Source organism: Coprococcus sp. AF38-1, from assembly GCF_003603945.1.
Classification (GTDB): Bacteria; Bacillota; Clostridia; order Lachnospirales; family Lachnospiraceae; genus Coprococcus; species Coprococcus aceti.
Genome location: NZ_QVGO01000001.1, coordinates 37,303 through 60,061, shown reverse-complemented (window position 1 = coordinate 60,061; position 22,759 = coordinate 37,303). Strand labels below are relative to the sequence as shown.

Genomic DNA, 22,759 nt, shown 5'->3' with positions numbered 1-22,759 from the left:
TGCATCGATTTATACGAATTTATTTTCTCACCCACCTGGCATAGAGTTTCCTGCTGCCGGTGCTGCCGGCTGCAATCTTCGTAACCTTTTTCTTGAATTTTGGATCGCTGTACCACCCCTTGAATGTATAACCCTTTCTGACCGGCTTCTTCAAGACTATAGTCCTAGATCTGACGGTATAACCGGCTGGATTGGACCGGCTGTTTGTCCCCTTGCCAAGCCTGTACTGGATCTTATACTTTACCAGCTTCCATCTTGCGTATAATGTCTGATTCCTGGTGGTCCTCACAACCGAGCTGCTGCCGATCCTGCTGCCGCCACTCTTTGCTGTGTACCAGCCTGCAAATGTATATCCCCTTCTGGTCGGTGCCGGCAGTGCTCCGTAAGTTTTTCCACAAATGACTGTCTTACTTCCAGAACTCACACGCCCTCCATTTGGAGCAAATGCTATTCTCACGCGCTTTACTGTGTCCGTATATTTTGCAGTAAAAGAAAGCTTGGTGGATGCTCCCGCCACACGCAATGTAACTTTTTTACTTCCCGCCTTCCACGTCATCTGATTTAAGGCATATGCGATAATCCCATTTTGAATACCCGAAATGCTCGGCGGATATGACGCATTGTCAGTGCTAACTTCGAATTTGGTTTTACCTGCATTGAGATTTTTCTGAATCCTGTCAGCGTAGGCCCGCGCCCACTTTGCGGCATCTCCGTTTCTGACAAAGTAGTTGTCTGCCAGGCTTGTAGAACGTGTACCATAACCGCTTGCCATATAAATCTTATTATGACCGTTGTGTGCCAACGCCATGAGTTCATCCGTCAGTCCAAAATACAAATGCGTAGGATCAAAGTTATAATAATTGTCTTTTGTATCATCCCATGTACAGTCCACCTGATACCATTTGCCATCCAGCTTCATGGCATTCCAGGTATGTCCATCATAGGTATCCCTTGTCTCAGCATTTGTTATGCCGGCTGCAGTAAGCAGTTTTGAATAGGCACTCTCATAGGCTTGACATGTCCCCAGCTTTCGTGTCAGTGCGCTCTCTGCCGAAGACCATTTCAGGGAATGATCGTAATCAAGCTGCTGCAACAGCCAGTCATGCAGCCACAATGCCTTTTCATAGTCTGAACCATCAGTCTCCTTGCTGCACTTTTTTACCGCAGCATTCACGATGTCACCCACGCTCGGATAAGCCCTGTCAGATACCTGTATATTTGTGCTCACACGCATATAATAGACCCCTGAGGTTTTATCCATTACATAAAACCTGAAGTTATAGACTCCCGAAGCAGCCATTGTGAATTCAAAGTCGTGAGATTCGCACTCATCTGTGTATTGAATCCACGCTCCGCGGCTTGGATCCGCCACGGATTCAAAACTATACTCACCCGGGTTGGAATAACTCGGTGCATCCATTCTAAACAAATACCGGCCACTGCCACCATCCGCCGAAACGTGGAATGTTGTATCCTCTCCTAATTTGGGTTCGTTCCATTCAACCTTTAATGCGACACCTTTTTGAGAATCACTTTCAGCACTGTACTTATATTCTGTAACTCCATCTTGGGGATTTGTTGATGAACCAGAAGATTCTTCCTGCGCATAGCCTATCACACGAATCGTCGATACACCTGTCATCACCAGTATTAATGTCAACATAAATGTTGCAAATTTTCGTTTTATCATAAGCAATACCTCGTCACTTTCACAAATCATGCACCCTTAAATCTACTCCCCATGCCTCTTCACCTCAATCCTGCCTCTTCCACTCTCCTTCACATCATAGAGGGCGTTATCCGCCTCCTCATACATCTCGTTGAATGTCAGTTCAGTTCTTGCGATCACCGCACCCATGGAGATTCCTGTTCCTCCCTCTGTGGCCTTCACAGTCAGGTTCACCTTGTCAAATATCTGCTGGGCACGTTCCCTTATCACATCATCAGACACACTCTTGTTGAAGAACAGCATAGCTGCAAATTCATCACCGCCCATACGGCATGCATGGTCATCACCGCGAAGTGCTGCCTGCAGTGCCTGTGCCACAAGGACAAGATATTTGTCACCGTTGTGATGTCCGTAAGTGTCGTTGTACTGCTTGAATTTGTCCACATCCATCATGATCATCACCGCTGTGTGCGTACACTCAAGAAGTCTCTGCTCCATGTCACTTCTAAATGCCGCATGGTTCAAAAGTCCTGTGAGGGGATCTGTACGATAGGTATTCTCCCAGTTTCTGAGTCTCACATCCGCCTTATTCTGCTCCGCATCTGTCAGCATCTTCAAAGCATATGTACTTGATACATCCACTATTACTATTTCTCCTCTGTCTTTCTGAAGTGCCGAATCATAAAACATTCTTCCAGTACATAATACATATATATCCCTGCCATCCTTCCGGTGTATCTTGTGTTCCTGAAATACAAATGTGCTCTTTGCCAGATTCGCATTTACCTGACAGAGATATTCTGTTTTATCCTCGTCCGGTATAAGGTCGATCTGGGTTATGATATTATTCTCTATGTCCTCCTTGCTGTAACCCGTAAGCTCCTCAAAATTATCGTCTACAGATATGATCCTCCAGTTTTCATCCACCAGATATCTGCTATATTTGACTGTATGTACACGAAACGCATCCTTGCCATATTCAGTAGAATCCACCATCTGTCTGCGCGCCATAATCCGGATCTCTGTCTGTTCGTCGTCTGTGCTGGCGCCATCACCATCAGCGTCCGCCAGACCATCTCCTGGGGCAGTTCGATCACCAACATTCTCTCCATTACCATCTGCACCGACACCACCATCAGCAGCCCCTTGCTTTGAGTCAGCTGCCAGCGAATCTGCATACTTCTCTGATACAAGCCTTATAAACTCCGAAACTATATATGGATCAAACTGGCTGCCCGCGCAGCTCTTTAATTCTTCTATCGCTTTTGATATCGGCATGCCCTTTCTGTAAGGTCTGTCATTGATCATTGCGTCAAATGCATCGACCACCGCGATCACACGTGACAGAACCGGTATGCTTTCACGGCTCAGTCCATCCGGATATCCATTTCCATCCCATCTCTCATGATGATGCCTTATCTCCTCCGCGATCTGTCTGAGTTCTGTGTTGCTCATGGCGATCTCATAACCCTTCTCAACGTGGGAACGCATGATCTTCCATTCCTCATCCGTGAGTTTTCCCGGTTTGTTAAGTATCTCCATAGGAACTCCTACCTTTCCTATGTCATGGAGCAGACAGAGCAGCGCCAGCTTGCTCTGCTGGCTATCTGACAGCTCTATTCGTCTGCCAAGCTCAGCCCCCAGCTCCTGTGTACGACGCACATGCTGTTCCGTATCGCTGTCGCACTCCTCAAGAGCCCTTATAAGCGATGTCAGCATATCTGAGTGCGATGATTCACTGTCCACAAGCTTTTTTGTCTTCATGGCTGTTGCCGCATCAGTGATTGCAGCGACGATGCTCTGTCCCTCATCCGCAGCCACCCCCACTGCATACTGTATACTTCCATCATACTGTTCTTTGACCTTTTCGACACATGCCGCCATCTCTTCCTCACTGCTGTGACTGCAAAGTGCTATCAGGTGCGCATCAATACCCCTGACATAATATGTTCTCTCTGGAAAGTTCTTTCTCATGATGCCCGCAAGTGCATTTATCCTCTGGTCACCCGCCTGATTACCCAGGGTGCTGTTGATCACAGACAATCCGTTGATATCGCATATTGCCACTCCAACCGGAAACGTAAAATGGTCCACCTCTTCCATGGCAAGTCTCTGAAAGCTATCCCATTTCTGAAATCCTGTAAGCATATCCGTCTCCAGAGATATATCAGAAAATACAAACATCTGACCAAGTCTGCGGCCTTCCTTGTTGTCAAGCCTTCTGATATCACACCTTAAAGGTCTGTCTCCATCATCACCTTTTATATAACACTGCAGAGAAAAACTGTCATCATCAGCTGCAAGATCAACGGACAGATCGTACGTCTCAAGAAACTGCTGAAGATTCTCACATCTGCAGAGGAACTCCTTTCCAAGAAAATCATCCGCTCTGTCATTGTGCAGGATCAAATGATTGTCATAATCAAACAAAACTATTCCCTGACCTATATTCTCGAATATATTCGTCTTTAGTTTGTTGAGCATTCCGTGGGTTGAATAATTAAAGCAGCTCCAGTACAGAATATATGATGTAAGACTGTAGCCGCAGATGGAATAATCCAGGAGCTTGTACACCTCAGCACCCGGAACATAGAGAAATACTGCATTTATCCCAACGAGCACAGAGAGTCCCAGAATGACACTGCTGTACTGCAAACGATATTCATGCGGAATCGTGCAAAGCTTCTTTACAAGGAGTATGAGTACCACACCCACCAGCGCATATGAAAAAACCAGATGCATATCATACAGCGGCTTCATATCATAGCTGTATTTTGCTATGACGGTGTCCCTTCTGACATACCCTATCGCTATATTTTTGAATGGGTTTATGGCAAATATTACAAGCTCATACAGACAGTAAAAAAAGCATAAGCCTATCGCCGCCTTTCCATACTTTGAAAAACGTCCGTTTGTAAAATAAACAGTAAATATGAGCAGACATACCAGCATATAATCAATGCTTACAAAATATATACTCGACATGACGGACATGGCCATATACGAATCGCTTATAATGCTGATAAGATAACTGATATCAACTATAGCTGCTCCTATGCAGGCAAGCCCCAGAAACCTTCCCGTCGTCTTATTCTTTTTTATGGATTTCATCGCCAGTATAATATCCATGGCGGCTATTATAATTGACGAAAAGACATATATCTTCAAAACGACTTCATTCATACTCATTCCTCCTGAACACCAGCCATACAAAATTTGCCTATATTTTACTACTTATCAAGATATGGGGCAATGCGGAAATTTTACATATTCTCTCCCTTTTGCACATAAATTTCACTTGATCTGACGGAATTCAAATATTGAACACACCTGTATTTGATGATAAAATCTACTATATTTATTGAATTTGGAGAACTAAGATGCAGAAAAAAATCGCTCTAATAAATGATGTTACAGGATTCGGAAGATGTTCCATCGCTGTCATGGCACCGATAGTGTCCGCCATGAAGATCCAGGCTGTCACTGTGCCAACAGCAATACTATCTACACATACACAGTTTCCTATATTTTACTTTGATGACTACACACCCAAAATGCGGGATTACATCCAGACCTACAAAGATATGGATCTGCAGTTCGATGCCATATCCACAGGATTTCTCGGCTCTGAGGAACAGGTTGATATAGTTATCGACTTTATCAAATACTTTAAAAACGAGAAGAATTTTGTTATCGTCGATCCCGTCATGGGTGACTACGGCAAGCTGTACCCAACCTATACCGCGTCTATGTGCAGCAAGATGAAGGAGCTTGTAAAATATGCCGACATTATCACTCCTAATCTGACGGAGCTTTGCACCCTCCTTGATCTTCCATATCCGGAGCACACTGTGACCGTGAACGAGCTAAGGCAAATGTGCATGACCCTGGCGGAGCAGGGACCGGAACATATCGTTGTGACAGGAATACATTTCAATAAGACTCAGATAGCCAACTTCATCTACAACAAGGATGAGGATTTCCAGATGGTCATGGTTGACAGGATCGGCGGCGACAGGAGCGGCACTGGAGATGTGATCGCAGCCATCATTGCGGGTATGTATCTGAACGGACACAGCGTCTATGAGTCCGTGAAAAAGGCCGCTTCATATGTATCAAAGTGCATAAGCTACTGCGTTGAGAACAATGTTCCGGAGAACTGGGGATTGTGCTTTGAGATGTACATGAAGGATCTGACTGAGGAATAACTTAAACGATTGGAGATTCAACTATGGTTTTATACACTGTGACCGGAAAAGTTGGTGAGGAGGGCTACCTCGACATAGCAGAGAGCGGGGACCTCACCGGTAAAAATATATACGTGAATATGACTAACCAATGTCCCTGCAGCTGCGTGTTCTGCCTGAGGCAGACAAAAAAGCAGCAGGAGAACAATACTCTCTGGCTGAAGGATGGCGAGCCTTCCATAGAAGAGGTTCTGGAACTTTTCTCAAAGTATGACCTGAGTGTCATAAATGAACTTGTATTTTGCGGATTTGGCGAGCCTCTTGAGAGACTGGAAGACGTATGCGCGGTGATCGATTCACTGAAAAACACATATCCCAATCTCAAAGTCCGTCTCAACACCATCGGACTTGCCAATCTTATATATGGGAGAGATGTCACACCAGAGCTTGAGGGCAGATTCGACACTGTATCAATATCCCTGAACGCCCCTGATGAAAATGAATTTCTTGAGCTGACCAGATCACGCTATGGGATTCAGTCCTACGCGGCCATCAAGGATTTTGCCGTTCTTGCCAAAAGGTACGTGCCACACGTTGTCATGACAGTTGTTGACAAGGTCATGCCCGAGGATAAGATCGAGCTATGCCGCCAGATATGCAAGGATTTAGGCGTGACTTTGAGGGTTCGCCCATTTGAAAATTAACCGCATTTTACAGTGACACTTACAAAGGAGGTACCGCTATGTTTCAATCTCTAGAGTTAAAACACCCAAGATTTTATCAGGTATTTCGCCTGTTCATCGTCGTATTTGCATCTATACTATACGCATGGAATCTCCGATGCTTTGCCAAGACCGCAGGGCTGTTTCCAAGCGGGTTCTCCGGAGCATCCTTGCTTCTCCAGAACATTGGAATAAAATTTCTGCACATAAGCGTGCCTTTTGCAGTTTTCAACATTGGGCTGAATCTGTTTCCCACATACATATCATACAAATATATCGGCAAAAGATTCACCCTCTATTCGATCATAGTCATACTTCTGTCGAGTATATTTGTGGATATCCTGCCATCATATGTATTCACTGACGACATAATGCTTGTAAGCCTGTTCGGCGGTCTCATCAACGGACTCGCCATCAGCCTGTGCCTGAACGTTGGAACCAGCACCGGGGGAACTGATTTCATCAGCATATTCCTGTCCCACCAGAAGGGTATAGATGCGTGGAACTACATACTGCTCGGAAACATCGTGATGCTGATCGCCGCCGGTGCACTGTTCGGCTGGTCAAAGGCTCTGTACTCCATCATCTACCAGTTCTGCAGCACGCAGGTGATCCAGCTTCTGTATAAGAGATATAAGAAAGAAACGTTGTTCATCATCTCCGACAAGTCAAATGAGATCTACCACGCCATCAGCGACCTGACTCACCATGACGCTACTCTGTTCAAGGGTGTCGGATGTTACGAGGAGAAGGAGAAAACCCTCATCTACTCCGTCATCAACTCGGAAGCGAAGCGTGAGCTCATACCGATGATCCGTGGGATCGATGAGCACGCATTTATCAACGTGGTCAAGACCGAGGAGCTGGACGGTAGATTCCATGATATTCCGCACGACTGATGATCAATGAACTGCCACTTGTATCCGAACGATCATAATACCTTTACGAAATGAACGCACAATAAACATTCCTATCACCAAATACATATCTCTTATAAGTTGGCCTTATACAGCGTACCGCGCCTCTTCATCCACACAAATGCTCCCACGCATATCACTATGGATATAAATGATCCCACCGGCGCCGCAAATCCCATTGGGAACAGGGTGTCAGGATATTTGACAGATGCCAGATATGATCCCGGAATTCTTGCACATACTATGGCTATCATATTGTGAATAAACCCTATATAGGATTTGCCATAGGCACAGAAATATCCGGTGAAACTGAAGTGGATTCCTGCAAATACGCAGTCCACTATATAACTGCTGATATACTGAACTCCCATCGCTACAACTACTTTGTTCTTACTAAAGAGTCCCACAAGTTCCGGTGCAAATATTTCAACTACCGCAATAGCTATGGCTCCGTATACCACTATGATCCCCAGTGCATACCTTAGTATCTGCTCCGCCCTGTCATGCTTTCCTGCGCCAATATTCTGGGCGGCAAGCGCGGATACAGTTGCCAGCATGGAGGATGGCACTATGAATATAAAGCTTATCATCTTCTCCACAACTCCAACTGCCGCGGCATCATTCACACCACGGTTGTTGGCTATGACTGTTATCACGATGAAAGCGATCTGTATGCATCCGTCCTGAACAGCCACTGGGAGACCGATCTTCACTATCTCGCCGAGCACGTTTTTTCTCGGAACAAAGTCATTTCTCGTGAGCTTCAGCCCGGTATTCATCCTCTTTATTGCGGCAAATGATATGATGACACTGAACGTCTGAGCCAGCGTTGTTCCAAGTGCTGCGCCAAGAGGGCCCATGCCGCAGACGCCTATAAATATATAATCAAGTGCAATATTAAGGCCGCATGCAACCGCGATGAAGTACATTGGACTTTTGGAATCGCCGAGTCCCCTGAATATGGAACTTATCACGTTGTATGCTGTTACAAATGGAATTCCTATAAAGCAGACTATCAGGTAATCGGTGATTCCTTTTACAGCCTCCTTGGGTGTATCCATAACTGCAACTATTGGATTTATAAAAATGAGCAGCATTACTGTAAGCAATACTGATATTATCATGAAGATGGTGACTGTATTTCCGATGGCCGCCTGTGCATCCTGAAGCTTCTTCGCCCCCACTGCTTTTCCTATGACAACTGTGGTTCCCATGGCAAGTCCCACCAGAATAACTGTGAGCATGTGCATGACCTGGGAGCCATTTGCCACCGCTGTGGTGGCCCCGGCATCATTGCCACAGAACTGCCCTATGATGAACAGATCCGCCATCCCGTATAGAGTCTGTAGAAAATAAGATAATAGATAAGGCAGTGCAAAATACGCCATCGTCTTTGGCACACTTCCGGTCGTAAGGTTCTTCTCCATTATGTATGTCCTCGTCTTTCATGTTGATGTGGACGGAGGGCGTCCGTTACCTCCGTCCACACATGATATTAAACCTTACAACAATTGTAATGTCAACACATCAACTCTACCAAGGATACTGACCCTTCTTGGCGTATGGCAGGAGTTTTCCGTCAAACTTGATGATGACTCTGTGGTTGCCCTCGGCATCCTCAGTCACATCCACGTCAAGGCCAAAATCGATGGCACTCATGATGGCATTTCCGCCCTGCTCATGGATTATGTCCTTAATGGCAGGACCATATGTATCAATGACCTCATGAAGTCTGTAGAGAATAGGATCCGTGTTGCCTTTATATGGGTGCTCTGCAAGAAATGCCGTGGCTGACTTATCTATTCCCAGTGCTTCTGCAAGCTTATCGCAATATTCTTCAGGCACATACTGCTGTCCCTCAAATGCTGATGCGAGCCATACTTTATTCACACCTATTTTCTCTGCCAGCGCCTCGTATGTGAGTCCGCTTGCCTTTTTTGCTGTCTTCATAGCGTCAAGTTCATCTGCGTGCTGCAATCTGATAAGATAATCTGCATTGTTCATCGGTGTCATAATATCATCCTCCTCAAAAATCTGTACGGATATAAAATCCATCATAAAAAAATAGAGGCACTGCAAGATTATGCAGTACCTCTTTGTACATCTGAGCTAATAATAGTCCTCTATCCCCAATATTGCAATACACAATATTATTTATTTTAATTTAATTCTTCAAATATCTATGCCAATCTGAACATTGTCATTCTCTTAATCACATACTTATCATGCAACTATTATGGACATAAGATAGAATGGTGTTGTACCCACACTCTCATCATCAAGAACCGTTATCTCAAGTGTGTGTTTCTTCTTCTCACCATGATGAAGCACAGGCTCTATATACAGACAGTCACCCCAGTCCTCATCAAAATTGCCATCCAATAAAACCGGGTGCTCGACGTCCCCATCAAGCACAGCCTGAGCCCTGACAGCAGGTCTTGATATTGTCTTTCTGTACTGTATTCCTATGCAGCTGCCCTCAAGTTCAAATGTTATGCTATCACCGGCATGTACACCTGTCCATCCATTCTTGAAATGATCAAGGTGTCCCATCTTCTCATGAGTATCAGCCCTGAACCCTGAAAGCTTAGGACATATCTCGCGTATGGTAAGCCTCTTTGCATACTCATAAGCATTTGCGGTAACAGGGGTAGGAAGTACACATGAGCAGGCTGATTCGTCCTGGATATCATTCTCTGTGTCCGCGCCAGCATCTGCGGTATCCGTATTTGAGTCACCAGCCAAATTCTCATCTTGTATGAGATCATCCATAATTCTCTCAAGAAACTTTGTTATCTCACCGGCTACCAGGCCATGTCCCTTGTCATTTGGATGAAGTCCATCCGGGGTTATGTCGATCCTGTTATATTCTCCCGCCTTCATCCGCCTGTATATGGTGTCGTGCACGCTCACATGTGGCACTCCATAGTGATCTGCAAGTCTGTTGTGGATATCCTGGGTGCTTACACCCGTGTCGTAGAAAACGTTATTGAGCACCACCACCGCCGGTCTTGATGACCAGCAAAGCAGTGTTCTCAGCACACCTTCAAAGGTCTCTTCACAGTATATGTTATCCACATCATTTACACTGAAATCCACAACCACAAAGTCCGGCTGGTACATGAGCACATCAGTCACAGCCCTGGACACACCATAGTATGAGTCTGTGCCGCCTATTCCGCCATTCACATAATTGAACTTTGCCTGTGGAAATGTATCACACCACCACTTGTATACCCTGTATGCATAAGTATTTTCATGCTCCGTCGCCAAACTTCCCTGCGTTATCGAACCGCCAAGGAACCCTATTGTAAGTTCCTGTCCACTCTGGGCGCGCTGTATAACTGATTTTATTCTTTCAAGATCATAATTTTCCATGGTTTAACCTCCCCATTTGAACATCAGCTCATTAATAATCCTATATTACCTCTAAGTTAGGATATAATTTAATTCCACCCCTCAATTTCGAGACCTTCTATATATTCGGCCAGCTCCGTTGCCATCTCACACGCCTCCGGTATCCTCAAATGTCCTGGCGTGCCGCATCCGTTTCTTCCATATACATAATGAGTTATCATTTTATCATTCATAGTGTCAACCACTTCATCTATAGCCTTGTCCCATGAACAATCGTGACAGAGAAGTGTGGTACAGCAGATTATGTGTGCATCCGGATATGTCTTCCTGAGTTTTCCCAGGAATTTCATGTAATGGTCACGCCACGTTTCCGCCTGCCTGCCGTTATAGTCATTTTTCATAAAATCATACGGATGGTTGTCATTCTGTCCTATAGCAACTATAACAACCTGAGGTGTGTACTGGGAGAAATCCCACTGTGTCACCGGACCAAATGTAGGATTGTAGTGAATCTTATCCCACACACTTTCCATGCCAATCTGATTCGGCTCTTGGAACCATCCTATCCTGTCCATGAGAGCTATCCCTCCCTGGGCTATGTCATGAATCTGTGCTTTCAGCTTTCTTGCAGTAATCCACGCATACGAATACCAGCTGTTTGAATAACCGCCATTGTGTACCGGGTCTTCCTTTCCAACGCAGTCGACAGCCTCCGATACCTCGCCCGCTGACACCGAATCTCCATACACCTCTATTCGCCTGCCTGACAGCGGTTTCAAAGGAAGAAGTCTCTCACCATCTCCAATCTCATACTCAAATATTGTTACCTCATGGCATGCATCCTGTCTCTTGAAGAACAGCACACAATGTTCATTTGTATCGTTATCCGGAACCGCTATATCCAGTTCCGTGATCCCTTCTTTGTTCAAAAAATAACTTCTCTGTGACTGGTCAATTATACAGCCCAGATAATTGTTCCAGTAATTGTTTCTGTTGGACACCTTTATCTTAAGAGTATTGCCCGTAAATTTCATCTCCGCAGATGTACAAGGATATACCCACACCGGCTTCTCCGCATCTGTCCAGTCAATACGTCCTGTATACCTGATCATAACATCATTTGGCTTGATCTTCATAATATTGTCTCCTGTCATTCCATTTGTTCTATATACATTATACATTTCTGTTTTCATATTAGTTAAGCTCTACCTAATAGTCAAACTTAATTTAGTTAAATATTAATTATTTTTTAATCATTTTAAACAAAATATGATTGAGAAGGTAGTTTCATATCTATAACACACCCCCATATACGTCTATTGATTATTTTTAACTGCAGTTCTATTATATGAAAGTAAACTATTCAATGCATTTTGTAAGGAATGAAATCTATGAAAAGAGTAAACTTTGAAAATGGAAAGATAACTCAAAATATACTCGGTGTGGCCATGCCTATGCTAGTGGCTCAGCTCATAAGTCTGCTGTACAACGTGATCGACCGGATCTACATAGCAAGAATACCTGATGTGGGCACCGCTGCTCTCGGCGGAGTCGGTCTCTGTTTCCCGATCACCATCATAATCACTGCCTTCAGCAATCTGTTTGGCAGTGGCGGTTCCCCTCTGTTCTCAATCAGAAGAGGGATGGGGGATGATAAAACCGCAGATACCATAATGAATACAGCCTTCACTATGTTATGTGGTGCTGCCATTATTCTCATGGCTGTCGGTATGATATTTGCAAGACCGCTGTTGGTCCTGTTCGGAGCATCGGAAAGCGCACTCACATATGCGTACCCATATATGATGATATATCTGCTTGGCACTCTGCCATCCATGGTATCAACAGGCATGAACCCATTCATCAATGCACAGGGATATTCTGTAACAGGTATGCTGACAGTGGCCGTCGGTGCTGCCGCCAACTGTATTCTCGATCCCGTATTTATATTTGTCCTACATCTCGGCGTCAGAGGTGCGGCCATAGCCACCGTGATATCGCAGATCATGTCTGCCGCTTTTGTCCTCTACTTTCTGAAGAACAAAGCCGAATTGCAGGTAAAGCTGCTTTCATTGGGACAATTCAGGGAGTGTGTGACATATGCAAAGGATATTGTCAGTCTGGGAACCGCTGGATTTGTGATGCAGCTCACAAACAGCCTTGTATCAATATGCTGTAACAGTGTCCTGTCACGTACTGGAGGCGATGTCTATGTGTCAGTCATGACCATCGTGTCAAGCGTCAGACAGATCGTCGAAACTCCTATCTGGTCAATAGCCGAAGGTGCTTCCCCAGTCATCAGCTACAATTATGGAGCCAAAAAGCCCGATCATGTCAAAAAATCCATAGCCATCATGTCTCTGCTTGCAGTGATATATATGGTCATAGCATGGGGAATCATCCTGATTGCTCCGGGAGCACTTATATCTGTATTCAGCTCAGACAGTTCACTTATAAGTGACTCCATCCCGGCTCTCAAAATATATTTCGCTGCATTTGCATTTATGCTGCTTCAGTATATCGGCCAGACTACTTTCAAATCGCTGAACAAGAAAAAGCAGGCGATTTTCTTCTCTCTGCTCAGAAAGGCGATCATCGTAGTCCCTCTTACATACCTGCTGCCGTATGCTTTCCATCTCGGAACAAATGGCGTATTCATGGCTGAACCTATATCAAATATACTCGGAGGAAGCGCATGCTTTTTCACAATGCTGTTAACCGTAATACCGGAGCTTAACCGGATGAAAAAATAAAAATGATCCCACAGATATCCATAGTAATATCTGTGGGATCATTAATTTCTCTCTATTTTGTTGTCTGGTTAAACTGCTTACTATCTAAGCCGCTTTATTATCCTGAATCATATCCTTTGCATCTGGAGCCGTGATATCCTCTGATTCACGGTGCATCTTCTCACCCCAGTTTTCGTCCACAAAGCATTTGATTGCTGCTACGAGTGCTATAACCCCAAATGTATAAGCCAATATATCCATTGCCATAATTATCTCTCCTTCACTGGTAATCTCTATTACATTTAATTCCCAATGAAGGTGCGTTTCTTCCCGTCTGACCTGTGTATATATTCCAGGAGTATCCATCTGCGGCTGTTTGTCATCTCGGGATATCTGCCTGCAGATGCACATACACAGAATATCAGACTCAACAGCAATGCCGCAAGAACCGCCGACAGCATCCATGTATCGTCTATGGATTCTTCTGAATTTCCAGTCCGTATGTTTCTTGTCTGGATCACAAGCCCCGCAGAACTGTCAACCATGAGCACATCGTTGTTCCCGGCGTCTATTCCCCGACTCTCACCCAGTGATGATATTGAGTGGGCGGAGTAATTCCTGACATTCACGTTATAAAGTCCGCATACTCCAAGAAATGAGACACACATAACCACAGCAATTATCCATGCATATATATTGTAATGCGCTCTGCATCCTGCCATATGTGCCACCTCCCATACTTGATAAATACATCTGTCTTACTTACCATGTATTATATTATATAAGGGAGTTTTTTTCTTCCGATACACCGCTTCTTTAGCTGTCTCTTTGCCGTTTATTTGTCAATTCTTATCCTGCTCAGGCTGGACAACCTCTATCCTGAACACATTGATCGTGTCCACATCAGGACAACAGAACACTGCAGTTCCCGACTCATTTCCCGGGATGGTTCCACCATATCTAAGAATATCCACATATGGAAATGCCACATGCATGGCCATGGGACAGAGCTGCCCTCGCTCAGTATCAAAATCGTAGCTGTCACCTATCTTATGCCCCCTGTGGCAGCCATGAGGGCCTTTGCGGTCTATGAGTGTTATCTTGATCTGCGGTCTGCTCATTCCGTTATCACCTCTATGTACTGTTCAAGAGGGATTCCCTTGTACTTGTCAACATTGTCCTTGTTCAAGGCTATAAGCTTCTCCACCACTTTCATGGCTGACTGCACACTGTCTTCTATGCTGTGTCCGCCTCTGTACTTTCCGATAAGCACAGCAGAGAATATATCACCGGTTCCCGGAAATCTCACAGGAATCTCTGTATATGGGAACACGTTCATTTTGTCTGTCTCGCCATCCAACAGGAGAGTGCTTGTCTGTCCATCTATATTCACGCTGGTAATAACTACGGTCTTTGCTCCATATCCGTGAAGCGTATGTGCCAGATCTTCGGCCTCCGCCATGGTCAGTATCCTCTTGTCAGTGTATTTGCTGGCAAGAAATGCTGCTTCTGTGCAGTTTGGCACTATGAGATCCGCCACTTTGCACATCTGTCTCATATAGCCAACCGTATTCTCCGTAACACCGTTGTACAGGATTCCGTCATCGCCCATGATCGGATCGACAAATATAAACGCACCCTGGTCTTTCTTCTTCTCACAGAACTCAGCCACAAGCCTGGTCTGTTCCTCCGATACAAGAAATCCGGTTGCTATGGTGTCAAATGTAAATCCAAGCTCACCCCACACTCTCATGCTGTTCTTCATATAGCCGGTGGTCTCAAGAATATCGAATTTACCGTAGTCCAGTGTGTTTGACACAATGGCTGTCGGCAGGTTGTACACCTGAAATTTCATGTTGGACATGATCGGTATCATGGCTGACAGTGCAACCTTGCCATAACCAGCCATATCGTTTATAAGCAGTATATTATTCATAGTCTCTTCCTCTTCCTGATTAATTAAAGTATATTATTTTTATAACATATATTTGTCACCGGATAAAGACTGCTTTATGAACTCGTACTCTTCATCGGTAACTGAGTACAGCTTCCTAACAATGTCATCTATCTCTTCATACAATCTGTATCGCTGCAAATGGTCTTTACCTGTCTTGTACGTCTGCATTTCTGAATTCACAGAACTTTCTGTGATAAGTTCTTCTGCCATAAGCTCTTCTGCCTTTGAGATTATGCGTCTCTGTGTCTCCTCGTCTGCGACTGGAACAGGAATATTCTCTATATGGGATCTCAGAACCTTCACTGCGTTGTACCGCTTCTCATATATGTACTGCGCCACCCTTGAATTGAGTATCGCCATGATATATCTCATATCAAGTCCCGGTATATGTGGAATGACCACATTGCAACTGTTCAACGTAAGCCTCTGCCTGTCGTCATATGCAAATACAAGCTGTCTGTTGATAAACCTGTAGATCAGTTTCTCCGGAGCCCGGTAAAGCTCCAGCGGCGCCGCCTGCTGATACAGGGTAAGTTCCGGATACATATATTTTTCCGTTTTTCCGCATCTGTATCTGTATACATCTGCTCCGGTTATCACTGCCTCCATTCCCTCTCCGCATTCTGTAGACACATATTTCGCATTATCCCCGGTCACTATTCCCAGTGCAAAATCTGCCTGTCCACGCAGAAATTCACAGTTATCTGTATTTTCTATTCTGCAAAGCAGCCTGTACTCATCATCAGTGAGCCTAAGCATAAAATTCTCACTGCCAAGCGGCCTGTCCGTTCCTACAACAAACTCTCTGCCGTCTCTCTCGATCACCGCACCTTTGCTATGTCCAGGATCAAAACTCTTTTCAAGCTGCAGCACCAACGATGGACATTGCACACCATAGAATGCATCGCCAAGGAAACTCACCCGGCTCACATTTGCCGATTCGGCTATGATCTCCCTGATCGTCTTATGATTATGTACATCTAACAATGCCTCCGGCAGCACAAATGCAAGAACTCCTTCATCTGTCAACAGCTTCAGCGCACACTCCACGAACACATCAGACGACTCCACGCCCCTTCCGGCTGCAGTTCTGTATGCTTTCCTGAGTAATGTCCGTGTCTCCCTGTCAAATGTATATCCCCACGGCGGGTTACCGATGATGATATCATATCCCGGATCAGCCAAGAGCTTCTTATCATCCCCACCACATTCTGAATCATTCCTGTATTCTGAAATGAAGTCTCTGCGCTCTATGTGCTCATATATTGTCCGGATCGCTTCGTCCACATTGACATGTCTTCTTCCGGACAATCTCCCAAGTGCCAGATTGAACCTCGCAAGCTGTACACTGAGTTCATCTATATCGCACGCATATATATTATTTAGTTCTATATCATCCGGAAGCTGTATAAGGAAATTACCGGTTCCGCAACATGGATCGAATAATCGCTTACCACCCTCAGATATTCTGCTTCCCATATCACCGGTCACATCACTTATCAGCGTTCTTACTACCTTTGTCGGCGTATAATATGAACCAGCCGCCTTCCGGCTGCCTGCATCTCTTATAGACATATAGAGAAGTCCAAGTACGTCCTCCCCCTTTTGATAATAGTAATTGGTGTCCATAAGATTTTTGTTATTATTTGCCCATGATAATGCTGCTTTTTTGTCCTGAATTATATCATCGATCAGCGCACTCCATACACCAATTGTCAAGCTTCCATCTATATATGCAGGGAATATTTCTCTGTCAACAGTAATCTCACCACTGCTTACCAGCAGCTTGAGTGCACAATCCGCCAGCAGAGTTCTCATGACCATCTCAGTCACACATATATTCTGCCTCTCCAGCTTATCCACCAGACTTTTTACTGTGTCTGTACTCTCGCAAATGTCTGACACATATCTGTCATACAATCCTTTGCCGGACACATACCGCTTATTCCGCCGGCTTCTGAGCGACCTTCGTTCGCCAGTTTCCAGTGACTGTTTCAGATTACTTACGTACTCCTCTGTGAAATACATCTGACCGGCCGGATCTATGCCCTGTGATTCAATTTTCCCAAGTCTGAGCCAGTTCCGCCCCGTTGCCCTCGATATTGAAAGCTGCTGACACAATCCATCCAGCGTTATGTATTCCTCACTCATACACAGCCCCTCGTTTCTTCATATGTCTGCCTCATATGCTTTTCCTGATCATATTCAAATATATTCATACGTAAAATCTCCGCCTTATTCTTCTTCAAAAAATCAGCCAGAATATTATTCCTGCTCTTATGAAAAATGTGATATAAAAGCATGAGAAATTCGCAAATTATAGATACGTTGGAATGGTCCGTTTCTTACGTTCGGACTCATAGAAACCTTCGACTTGAAACCTATGCTTTGAACGGATTGTAACACCTCGCCCAGCCTTTGTCTATACTTTAGGCAAAACTCTCCAAAACGGAGAATTATGACTCTGGCTGAGGTTCTTTGGATGGCTCTACACAGCCAGAACCCGCAAGCTGTCTCTTAAATATAGTTCTAAATATCAATCTCACAAGCGGTCCGCAATAGCAGAGCTGCCAGAGCAGTGCAACAGGGAGATTCATTCCCCATGTCTGGATAAATGTACCAACACTTGGTGAATCCTTGAACAAAACAGTTGCTATAAGGCTCATGATTGGACACATCATTATGCAGATGTAGAATGATATCATGAAGGTTATCACCTGTGGTCTGTCAGTCGGTCTCACGATCTTGAACGCAAGCATTGGTGCAAGCTTTCCAACCACGAAAAGCTCAAGCACAATAGCTATCGGCCACATGATCGGCATCTCATGAAGTGCCATGACAAATGTCTGATTGGTGAAACCTCCTGTGCTTAATGCTACATTGTAGCAGATCATTCCGTAGACCATGAACATGGCCATGATTGTTGTGAATACGAATTCCTGTAATTTGTTTTGTGGCATAATAATTTCCTCCTTACGAAAATAAAAAGCCCAACGAAACTTTCATCTCGTTGAGCTTAACTGCGACTACCATTAATTGCCCCTATGGTAGCACAAACATTTTTAAATTGCAAGTAATTTTCTGTTTTTTACAAACAATTCAATTTACGCCTGCCCAGCCACGGCCTTCTTGCCAGTGTACAGCTGATAATATCTGCCCTTCATATCTATGAGCTGATCGTGGGTGCCTCTCTCTATGATGCGTCCCTGCTCCATGACCATGATACAGTCCGCATCCTTGACCGTGGAAAGTCTGTGGGCTATGACAAATGACGTTCTTCCCTCCATGAGGGCATCCATTCCCCTTGATACCATGGCCTCAGTTCTCGTATCGATGGATGATGTAGCCTCATCAAGGATCAATGCCGGTGGATCCGCAACCGCTGCCCTTGCAATCGCAAGAAGCTGTCTCTGTCCTTGACTGAGGTTTGAACCATCGCCAGTAAGGATTGTGTTATAACCGTCAGGAAGTCGCTTTATGAAATCGTGAGCATTTGCAAGCTTTGCAGCCTTGATGCACTCCCCATCCGTGGCATCCAGCTTGCCATATCTTATGTTGTCCATGACTGTTCCTGTGAACAGATGTGTATCCTGAAGCACTATTCCAAGGCTTCGTCTGAGATCCGGCTTTCTGATCTTGCCTATGTTGATATTGTCATACCTTATCTTGCCGTCCTGTATATCGTAGAACCTGTTTATCAGATTGGTTATGGTCGTCTTGCCCGCACCTGTACTTCCGACAAATGCTATCTTCTGCCCGGGCTTTGCATACATATTGATGTCGTGAAGAACAATCTTATCTGGATTGTAACCGAAGTCAACATTCTCAAATTCAACCTCGCCTGTGAGCTCCCTGTATGTGACCTCGCCAGTCTCATGCCTGTGTCTCCAAGCCCAGAGTCCGGTCCTCTCCTCGGTCTCCGTGAGATTGCCATCTGCATCCTTCTTTGCATTTACCAGCTCAACATAGCCCTCGTCCTCCTCTGGCTTCTCATCCGTCATGGTAAATACCCTGTCAGCTCCGGCAGCCGCCATGACTATGGCGTTGATCTGCTGGCTTATCTGTGTAACCGGCATCGTAAAACTCTTGTTAAGCGTCAGGAATGCCACAAGCGTTCCTATGGTAAGACCTGACCATCCATTTACTGCAAGTACACCTCCAAGTACAGCGCAGAGAACATAGCTTATGTTTCCAAGGTTCGCATTCACCGGCATGGTAATGTTGGCTATCATATTTGCCTTGTAGGCGCTGTCCTGAAGAGATCTATTCAACTTGCAGAAATCATCATATGTCTTTTCCTCGTGGCAGAACACCTTGACAACCTTCTGACCGCTCATCATTTCCTCTATATAGCCGTTGACCTTTCCAAGATCCTGCTGCTGCTTCATGAAGTATCTTCCCGACTTCGCACCCAAGCTCGACGTCGCCTTTATCATGATAAGCACCATGACGACTGACAGCACCGTGAGCGGTATATCAAGAACTATCATCGCAATGAGTGTTGAGATAAATGTGATGCTTGAGTTTATAAGCTGCGGCATACTCTGGCTTATGACCTGACGGAGTGTGTCAACATCATTGGTGTACACCGACATGATATCTCCGTGTGCATGTGTGTCAAAGAAAGATATCGGAAGGGATTCCATACGTTCAAAAAGTTCAACCCTGAGTCTCTTCATGGTTCCCTGAGTCACATTTACCATGATCCTGTTGTATGCGTATGCGCAGATTATTCCCAGCACAAGTATAAGTCCAAGCCCCAGCATCCTGTGGGCCAGGGGACCATAATCAGGTGAGCTCTGTTTCATCATCGGTTCAATATATACATCGATAAGTTTCTGCATGAACATCGATATACTCAGTATCGCAAGCGCCGATATAAGTATGCTGACCACAACCGTAATACATGCCAGCTTGTATTCCTTGAGGACATATCTGAGCAATCTTCCAAGTGCCTTCATGGGATTTTTGCCCTGATCCTTTCCAGGTCTCTTCAGCCCTGCATCCACTTTATCATCCATCTTATTTTCACTGTATTTCTCTGTATTTCCTGTCATTACACTGCCTCCTTTCCTTCATAATTAATTCATCTTCTCATCGAAATCACCGCCGCCAGACATCTGTACGTCGTAGATCTCCTTATATATCGTGTTGTTCTTTAACAGATTCTCATGTGTGTCGAAGCCGCTGACCATTCCGTTATCCAGAACTATGATCCTGTCAGCATCCTGCACACTTGATATTCTCTGGGATATGATGATCTTGGTGGTGTTCGGTATCTTGGTTGCAAATGCCTGCCTGATCTTCGCATCCGTAGCGGTGTCAACTGCGCTTGTGGAATCATCGAGAATGAGTACCTTCGGGCTCTTGAGCAGCGCTCTGGCAATACAGAGTCTCTGCTTCTGACCACCAGACACGTTGCTTCCGCCCTGCTCGATCCAGGTGTTATATCTATCCGGCATCCTGTCTATGAACTCATCCGCACAGGCAAGCTCGCACACCTCACGGCACTCATTCTCCGTGGCATCCGCCTTGCCCCATCTCAGGTTATCAAGTATCGTACCCGAAAACAGCACATTCTTCTGGAGCACAACCGCCACTTCATTTCGGATGACCTCCATATCGTAATCACGCACGTCATGTCCTCCGACACAGACCGAACCACCGTCCGGTTTCACATCATACAGTCTGCTTATCAGATTGACAAATGTCGACTTACCACATCCGGTTCCACCTATCACGCCGACCGTCTCACCGGATTTTATGTGAATATCTATATCTTTCAGTGTATCCTCCGCACTTCCGGCCTTATACACGAAGTCCACATGGTTGAAATCTATTCTTCCATCAGGGACCTCCATGATCGGCTCATCAGGATTGGTCATGGTAGGTGTCTCCTCAAGGACCTCAGATATTCGTCTCATACTTGCCATACTCATGGAGATCATGACAAATACCATGGACAGCATCATCAGCGACATCATCATGCTCATGACATAGCTGAAAAGTGATGTAAGATTTCCAGTTGTCATGCTACCACCGACTATGAAGTGTGCTCCGATCCACGACAGGAGCATCATACATGTAAAGATGACAAACATCATGATAGGATTGTTGAAAGCCAGCAGGCTCTCTGCCTTTATGGACAGCTCCGCAAGCACCTCAGCAGCCTTGCCAAACTTCTTATCCTCATATTCTTCCCTGACAAATGCCTTTACAACTCTTATCGCTGATACATTTTCCTGAACACTGGCATTCAGGTTATCATAGTTTCTGAATACCTCGTCAAATATAGGGGTTACCTTGAATATGATGAAGAACAATCCAAATGCAAGAACCACAAGTGCTGCCACAAATACAAGTGACAGCTCCACGTTGATTGTAAAGCACATTATCATACTGCAAATGAGCATGAGTGGCGCACGGACCGCTATTCGTATGAGCATCTGGTACGCGTTCTGTACATTTGTCACATCCGTCGTCATACGTGTTATAAGACTGGCGGTGCTGAACTTGTCAATGTTGGTAAATGAAAACTCCTGCACATTCCTGTACATGCCCTCCCTCAGGTTGCAGGCAAATCCTGTCGATGCGCTGGCAGCAAATTTGCCCGCCATCACTCCAAAGAAAAGGCTCAGGAAAGCCAACACAAGCATGAGTCCGCCATACATATACACCTTGCTCATGTCCTGTCCGTTGATTCCCTCATCGATTATCTTGGCGGTCACAAATGGAATGAGGATCTCCATAAAGCCCTCTGCCGCCGTAAAAACAGGTGTAAGTATCGAGTCCTTCTTGTACTCGCCCACCTGACCAAGCAATGTTTTGATCATTCTATTTCCTCCTTGTTTCAGTTTGAAATGCTGACAGAATCCTCAGATGCACAAAATCAGGAATTTGATTTATGATATGCGATATCTGATCGTCAGCTATGTGTGATTTGACGCAAGTTGCATAAATATTAATACTTCTATTTTTTAATGTCAATAGTATACAGAGGCGTTTTATTTGTGAAATTTCTGTGTATTTAAAGTATTTAATGTCATATTAAAAATGAGGCATATGAACAGCTTCTTAGTCCATATGCCTCATTTTATAGAGATCTAATATTTAATTTCCGCTCTTTTTCAAGATATTCCTGAATCTCCAAAGTCAATGTCTTCAAAACTGTCTACCACTCATGATTGTATTTCTCCAAACCAACGACTCGCCAAATCA

The 22,759-nt window shown here is 44.9% G+C and carries 18 protein-coding genes; 4 read left to right on the top strand and 14 right to left on the bottom strand.

Annotation, left to right across the window (positions count from 1 at the left end; translation table 11 throughout):
• Positions 1 to 19 precede the first annotated feature (19 nt).
• Together DW025_RS00280 and DW025_RS00275 are read right to left on the bottom strand one after the other, a co-directional pair.
• Entirely contained in the window at positions 20 to 1,690 is a 1,671-nt protein-coding gene (locus tag DW025_RS00280) for an InlB B-repeat-containing protein (RefSeq protein ID WP_243003534.1), read from the bottom strand.
• Positions 1,691 to 1,732: 42 nt separating this feature from the next.
• Positions 1,733 to 4,852 carry a diguanylate cyclase domain-containing protein gene (locus tag DW025_RS00275; protein WP_118017139.1) on the bottom strand — a complete coding sequence of 1,040 codons (3,120 nt, stop codon included), beginning with the start codon at positions 4,850 to 4,852 and terminating at the stop codon, positions 1,733 to 1,735.
• A gap of 197 nt (positions 4,853 to 5,049) precedes the next feature.
• On the opposite strand from DW025_RS00275, the gene DW025_RS00270 reads away from it, so the two are divergent.
• From DW025_RS00270 to DW025_RS00260, 3 genes are read left to right on the top strand one after another with little or no spacing between them, the layout of a single operon-like run.
• On the top strand, positions 5,050 to 5,877 hold the full coding sequence (locus DW025_RS00270; RefSeq protein WP_118017137.1) for a pyridoxamine kinase: 828 nt from the start codon (positions 5,050 to 5,052) through the stop codon (positions 5,875 to 5,877).
• A 23-nt stretch (positions 5,878 to 5,900) separates the two neighbouring features.
• Positions 5,901 to 6,560 (top strand): TatD family nuclease-associated radical SAM protein, encoded by a 660-nt coding sequence (locus DW025_RS00265; RefSeq protein ID WP_117550966.1) that lies wholly within the window; start codon positions 5,901 to 5,903, stop codon positions 6,558 to 6,560.
• Between the two features lie 38 nt (positions 6,561 to 6,598).
• Positions 6,599 to 7,477 (top strand): YitT family protein, encoded by an 879-nt coding sequence (locus DW025_RS00260; RefSeq protein WP_117550968.1) that lies wholly within the window; start codon positions 6,599 to 6,601, stop codon positions 7,475 to 7,477.
• A 92-nt stretch (positions 7,478 to 7,569) separates the two neighbouring features.
• On the opposite strand, the gene DW025_RS00255 is transcribed toward DW025_RS00260, so the two are convergent.
• The 4 genes from DW025_RS00255 to DW025_RS00240 form a co-directional block, all read right to left on the bottom strand.
• On the bottom strand, positions 7,570 to 8,922 hold the full coding sequence (locus DW025_RS00255) for an MATE family efflux transporter (protein ID WP_119998074.1): 1,353 nt from the start codon (positions 8,920 to 8,922) through the stop codon (positions 7,570 to 7,572).
• A gap of 106 nt (positions 8,923 to 9,028) precedes the next feature.
• Positions 9,029 to 9,508, bottom strand: coding sequence for a cyanase (gene cynS, locus DW025_RS00250; RefSeq protein WP_119998578.1), 480 nt, complete (start codon positions 9,506 to 9,508; stop codon positions 9,029 to 9,031).
• A gap of 210 nt (positions 9,509 to 9,718) precedes the next feature.
• Positions 9,719 to 10,873, bottom strand: a complete 1,155-nt coding sequence (locus tag DW025_RS00245) for an SGNH/GDSL hydrolase family protein (protein WP_119998072.1) — start codon at positions 10,871 to 10,873, stop codon at positions 9,719 to 9,721.
• A 68-nt stretch (positions 10,874 to 10,941) separates the two neighbouring features.
• Positions 10,942 to 11,988, bottom strand: coding sequence for a GDSL-type esterase/lipase family protein (locus tag DW025_RS00240; RefSeq protein WP_119998070.1), 1,047 nt, complete (start codon positions 11,986 to 11,988; stop codon positions 10,942 to 10,944).
• Positions 11,989 to 12,243: 255 nt separating this feature from the next.
• Here DW025_RS00240 and DW025_RS00235 point away from each other — a divergent pair, with 255 nt between their 5' ends.
• Positions 12,244 to 13,605 (top strand): MATE family efflux transporter, encoded by a 1,362-nt coding sequence (locus DW025_RS00235; protein WP_119998068.1) that lies wholly within the window; start codon positions 12,244 to 12,246, stop codon positions 13,603 to 13,605.
• An 84-nt stretch (positions 13,606 to 13,689) separates the two neighbouring features.
• Here DW025_RS00235 and DW025_RS14705 read toward each other — a convergent pair whose 3' ends face one another.
• The 8 genes from DW025_RS14705 to DW025_RS00200 form a co-directional block, all read right to left on the bottom strand.
• Complete coding sequence (locus tag DW025_RS14705) at positions 13,690 to 13,851, bottom strand: hypothetical protein (RefSeq protein ID WP_165854718.1); 162 nt, start codon at positions 13,849 to 13,851, stop codon at positions 13,690 to 13,692.
• Between the two features lie 35 nt (positions 13,852 to 13,886).
• The gene (locus DW025_RS00230) at positions 13,887 to 14,306 is read right to left on the bottom strand and encodes a hypothetical protein (protein WP_119998066.1); all 420 of its coding nucleotides are present in this window, start codon (positions 14,304 to 14,306) and stop codon (positions 13,887 to 13,889) included.
• Positions 14,307 to 14,426: 120 nt separating this feature from the next.
• Entirely contained in the window at positions 14,427 to 14,705 is a 279-nt protein-coding gene (locus tag DW025_RS00225; RefSeq protein ID WP_119998064.1) for a TIGR04076 family protein, read from the bottom strand.
• Entirely contained in the window at positions 14,702 to 15,520 is an 819-nt protein-coding gene (locus DW025_RS00220; RefSeq protein ID WP_119998062.1) for a pyridoxamine kinase, read from the bottom strand. The genes DW025_RS00225 and DW025_RS00220 overlap by 4 nt, the downstream gene beginning before the upstream one ends.
• A 39-nt stretch (positions 15,521 to 15,559) precedes the next feature.
• Positions 15,560 to 17,692, bottom strand: a complete 2,133-nt coding sequence (locus DW025_RS00215; protein WP_119998060.1) for a TaqI-like C-terminal specificity domain-containing protein — start codon at positions 17,690 to 17,692, stop codon at positions 15,560 to 15,562.
• Positions 17,693 to 17,997: 305 nt separating this feature from the next.
• Positions 17,998 to 18,501, bottom strand: coding sequence for a DUF2798 domain-containing protein (locus tag DW025_RS00210; protein WP_117550981.1), 504 nt, complete (start codon positions 18,499 to 18,501; stop codon positions 17,998 to 18,000).
• Between the two features lie 144 nt (positions 18,502 to 18,645).
• Positions 18,646 to 20,562: an ABC transporter ATP-binding protein gene (locus DW025_RS00205; RefSeq protein ID WP_207666792.1), complete on the bottom strand. Its 1,917-nt coding sequence runs from the start codon at positions 20,560 to 20,562 to the stop codon at positions 18,646 to 18,648.
• Between the two features lie 60 nt (positions 20,563 to 20,622).
• Entirely contained in the window at positions 20,623 to 22,374 is a 1,752-nt protein-coding gene (locus DW025_RS00200) for an ABC transporter ATP-binding protein (protein WP_119998057.1), read from the bottom strand.
• Positions 22,375 to 22,759 lie beyond the last annotated feature (385 nt).

Coding starts and splice junctions, on each gene's coding strand:
- DW025_RS00210 (WP_117550981.1), bottom strand. CDS start 18,501: ATGCCACAAAACAAATTACAGGAATTCGTATTCACAACAATCATGGCC.
- DW025_RS00200 (WP_119998057.1), bottom strand. CDS start 22,374: ATGATCAAAACATTGCTTGGTCAGGTGGGCGAGTACAAGAAGGACTCG.
- DW025_RS00280 (WP_243003534.1), bottom strand. CDS start 1,690: ATGATAAAACGAAAATTTGCAACATTTATGTTGACATTAATACTGGTG.
- DW025_RS00255 (WP_119998074.1), bottom strand. CDS start 8,922: ATGGAGAAGAACCTTACGACCGGAAGTGTGCCAAAGACGATGGCGTAT.
- DW025_RS00240 (WP_119998070.1), bottom strand. CDS start 11,988: ATGAAGATCAAGCCAAATGATGTTATGATCAGGTATACAGGACGTATT.
- DW025_RS00215 (WP_119998060.1), bottom strand. CDS start 17,692: ATGAGTGAGGAATACATAACGCTGGATGGATTGTGTCAGCAGCTTTCA.
- DW025_RS00205 (WP_207666792.1), bottom strand. CDS start 20,562: ATGGATGATAAAGTGGATGCAGGGCTGAAGAGACCTGGAAAGGATCAG.
- DW025_RS00220 (WP_119998062.1), bottom strand. CDS start 15,520: ATGAATAATATACTGCTTATAAACGATATGGCTGGTTATGGCAAGGTT.
- DW025_RS00245 (WP_119998072.1), bottom strand. CDS start 10,873: ATGGAAAATTATGATCTTGAAAGAATAAAATCAGTTATACAGCGCGCC.
- DW025_RS00235 (WP_119998068.1), top strand. CDS start 12,244: ATGAAAAGAGTAAACTTTGAAAATGGAAAGATAACTCAAAATATACTC.
- DW025_RS00270 (WP_118017137.1), top strand. CDS start 5,050: ATGCAGAAAAAAATCGCTCTAATAAATGATGTTACAGGATTCGGAAGA.
- DW025_RS00265 (WP_117550966.1), top strand. CDS start 5,901: ATGGTTTTATACACTGTGACCGGAAAAGTTGGTGAGGAGGGCTACCTC.
- cynS (WP_119998578.1), bottom strand. CDS start 9,508: ATGACACCGATGAACAATGCAGATTATCTTATCAGATTGCAGCACGCA.
- DW025_RS00275 (WP_118017139.1), bottom strand. CDS start 4,852: ATGAATGAAGTCGTTTTGAAGATATATGTCTTTTCGTCAATTATAATA.
- DW025_RS00260 (WP_117550968.1), top strand. CDS start 6,599: ATGTTTCAATCTCTAGAGTTAAAACACCCAAGATTTTATCAGGTATTT.
- DW025_RS00230 (WP_119998066.1), bottom strand. CDS start 14,306: ATGGCAGGATGCAGAGCGCATTACAATATATATGCATGGATAATTGCT.
- DW025_RS00225 (WP_119998064.1), bottom strand. CDS start 14,705: ATGAGCAGACCGCAGATCAAGATAACACTCATAGACCGCAAAGGCCCT.
- DW025_RS14705 (WP_165854718.1), bottom strand. CDS start 13,851: ATGGCAATGGATATATTGGCTTATACATTTGGGGTTATAGCACTCGTA.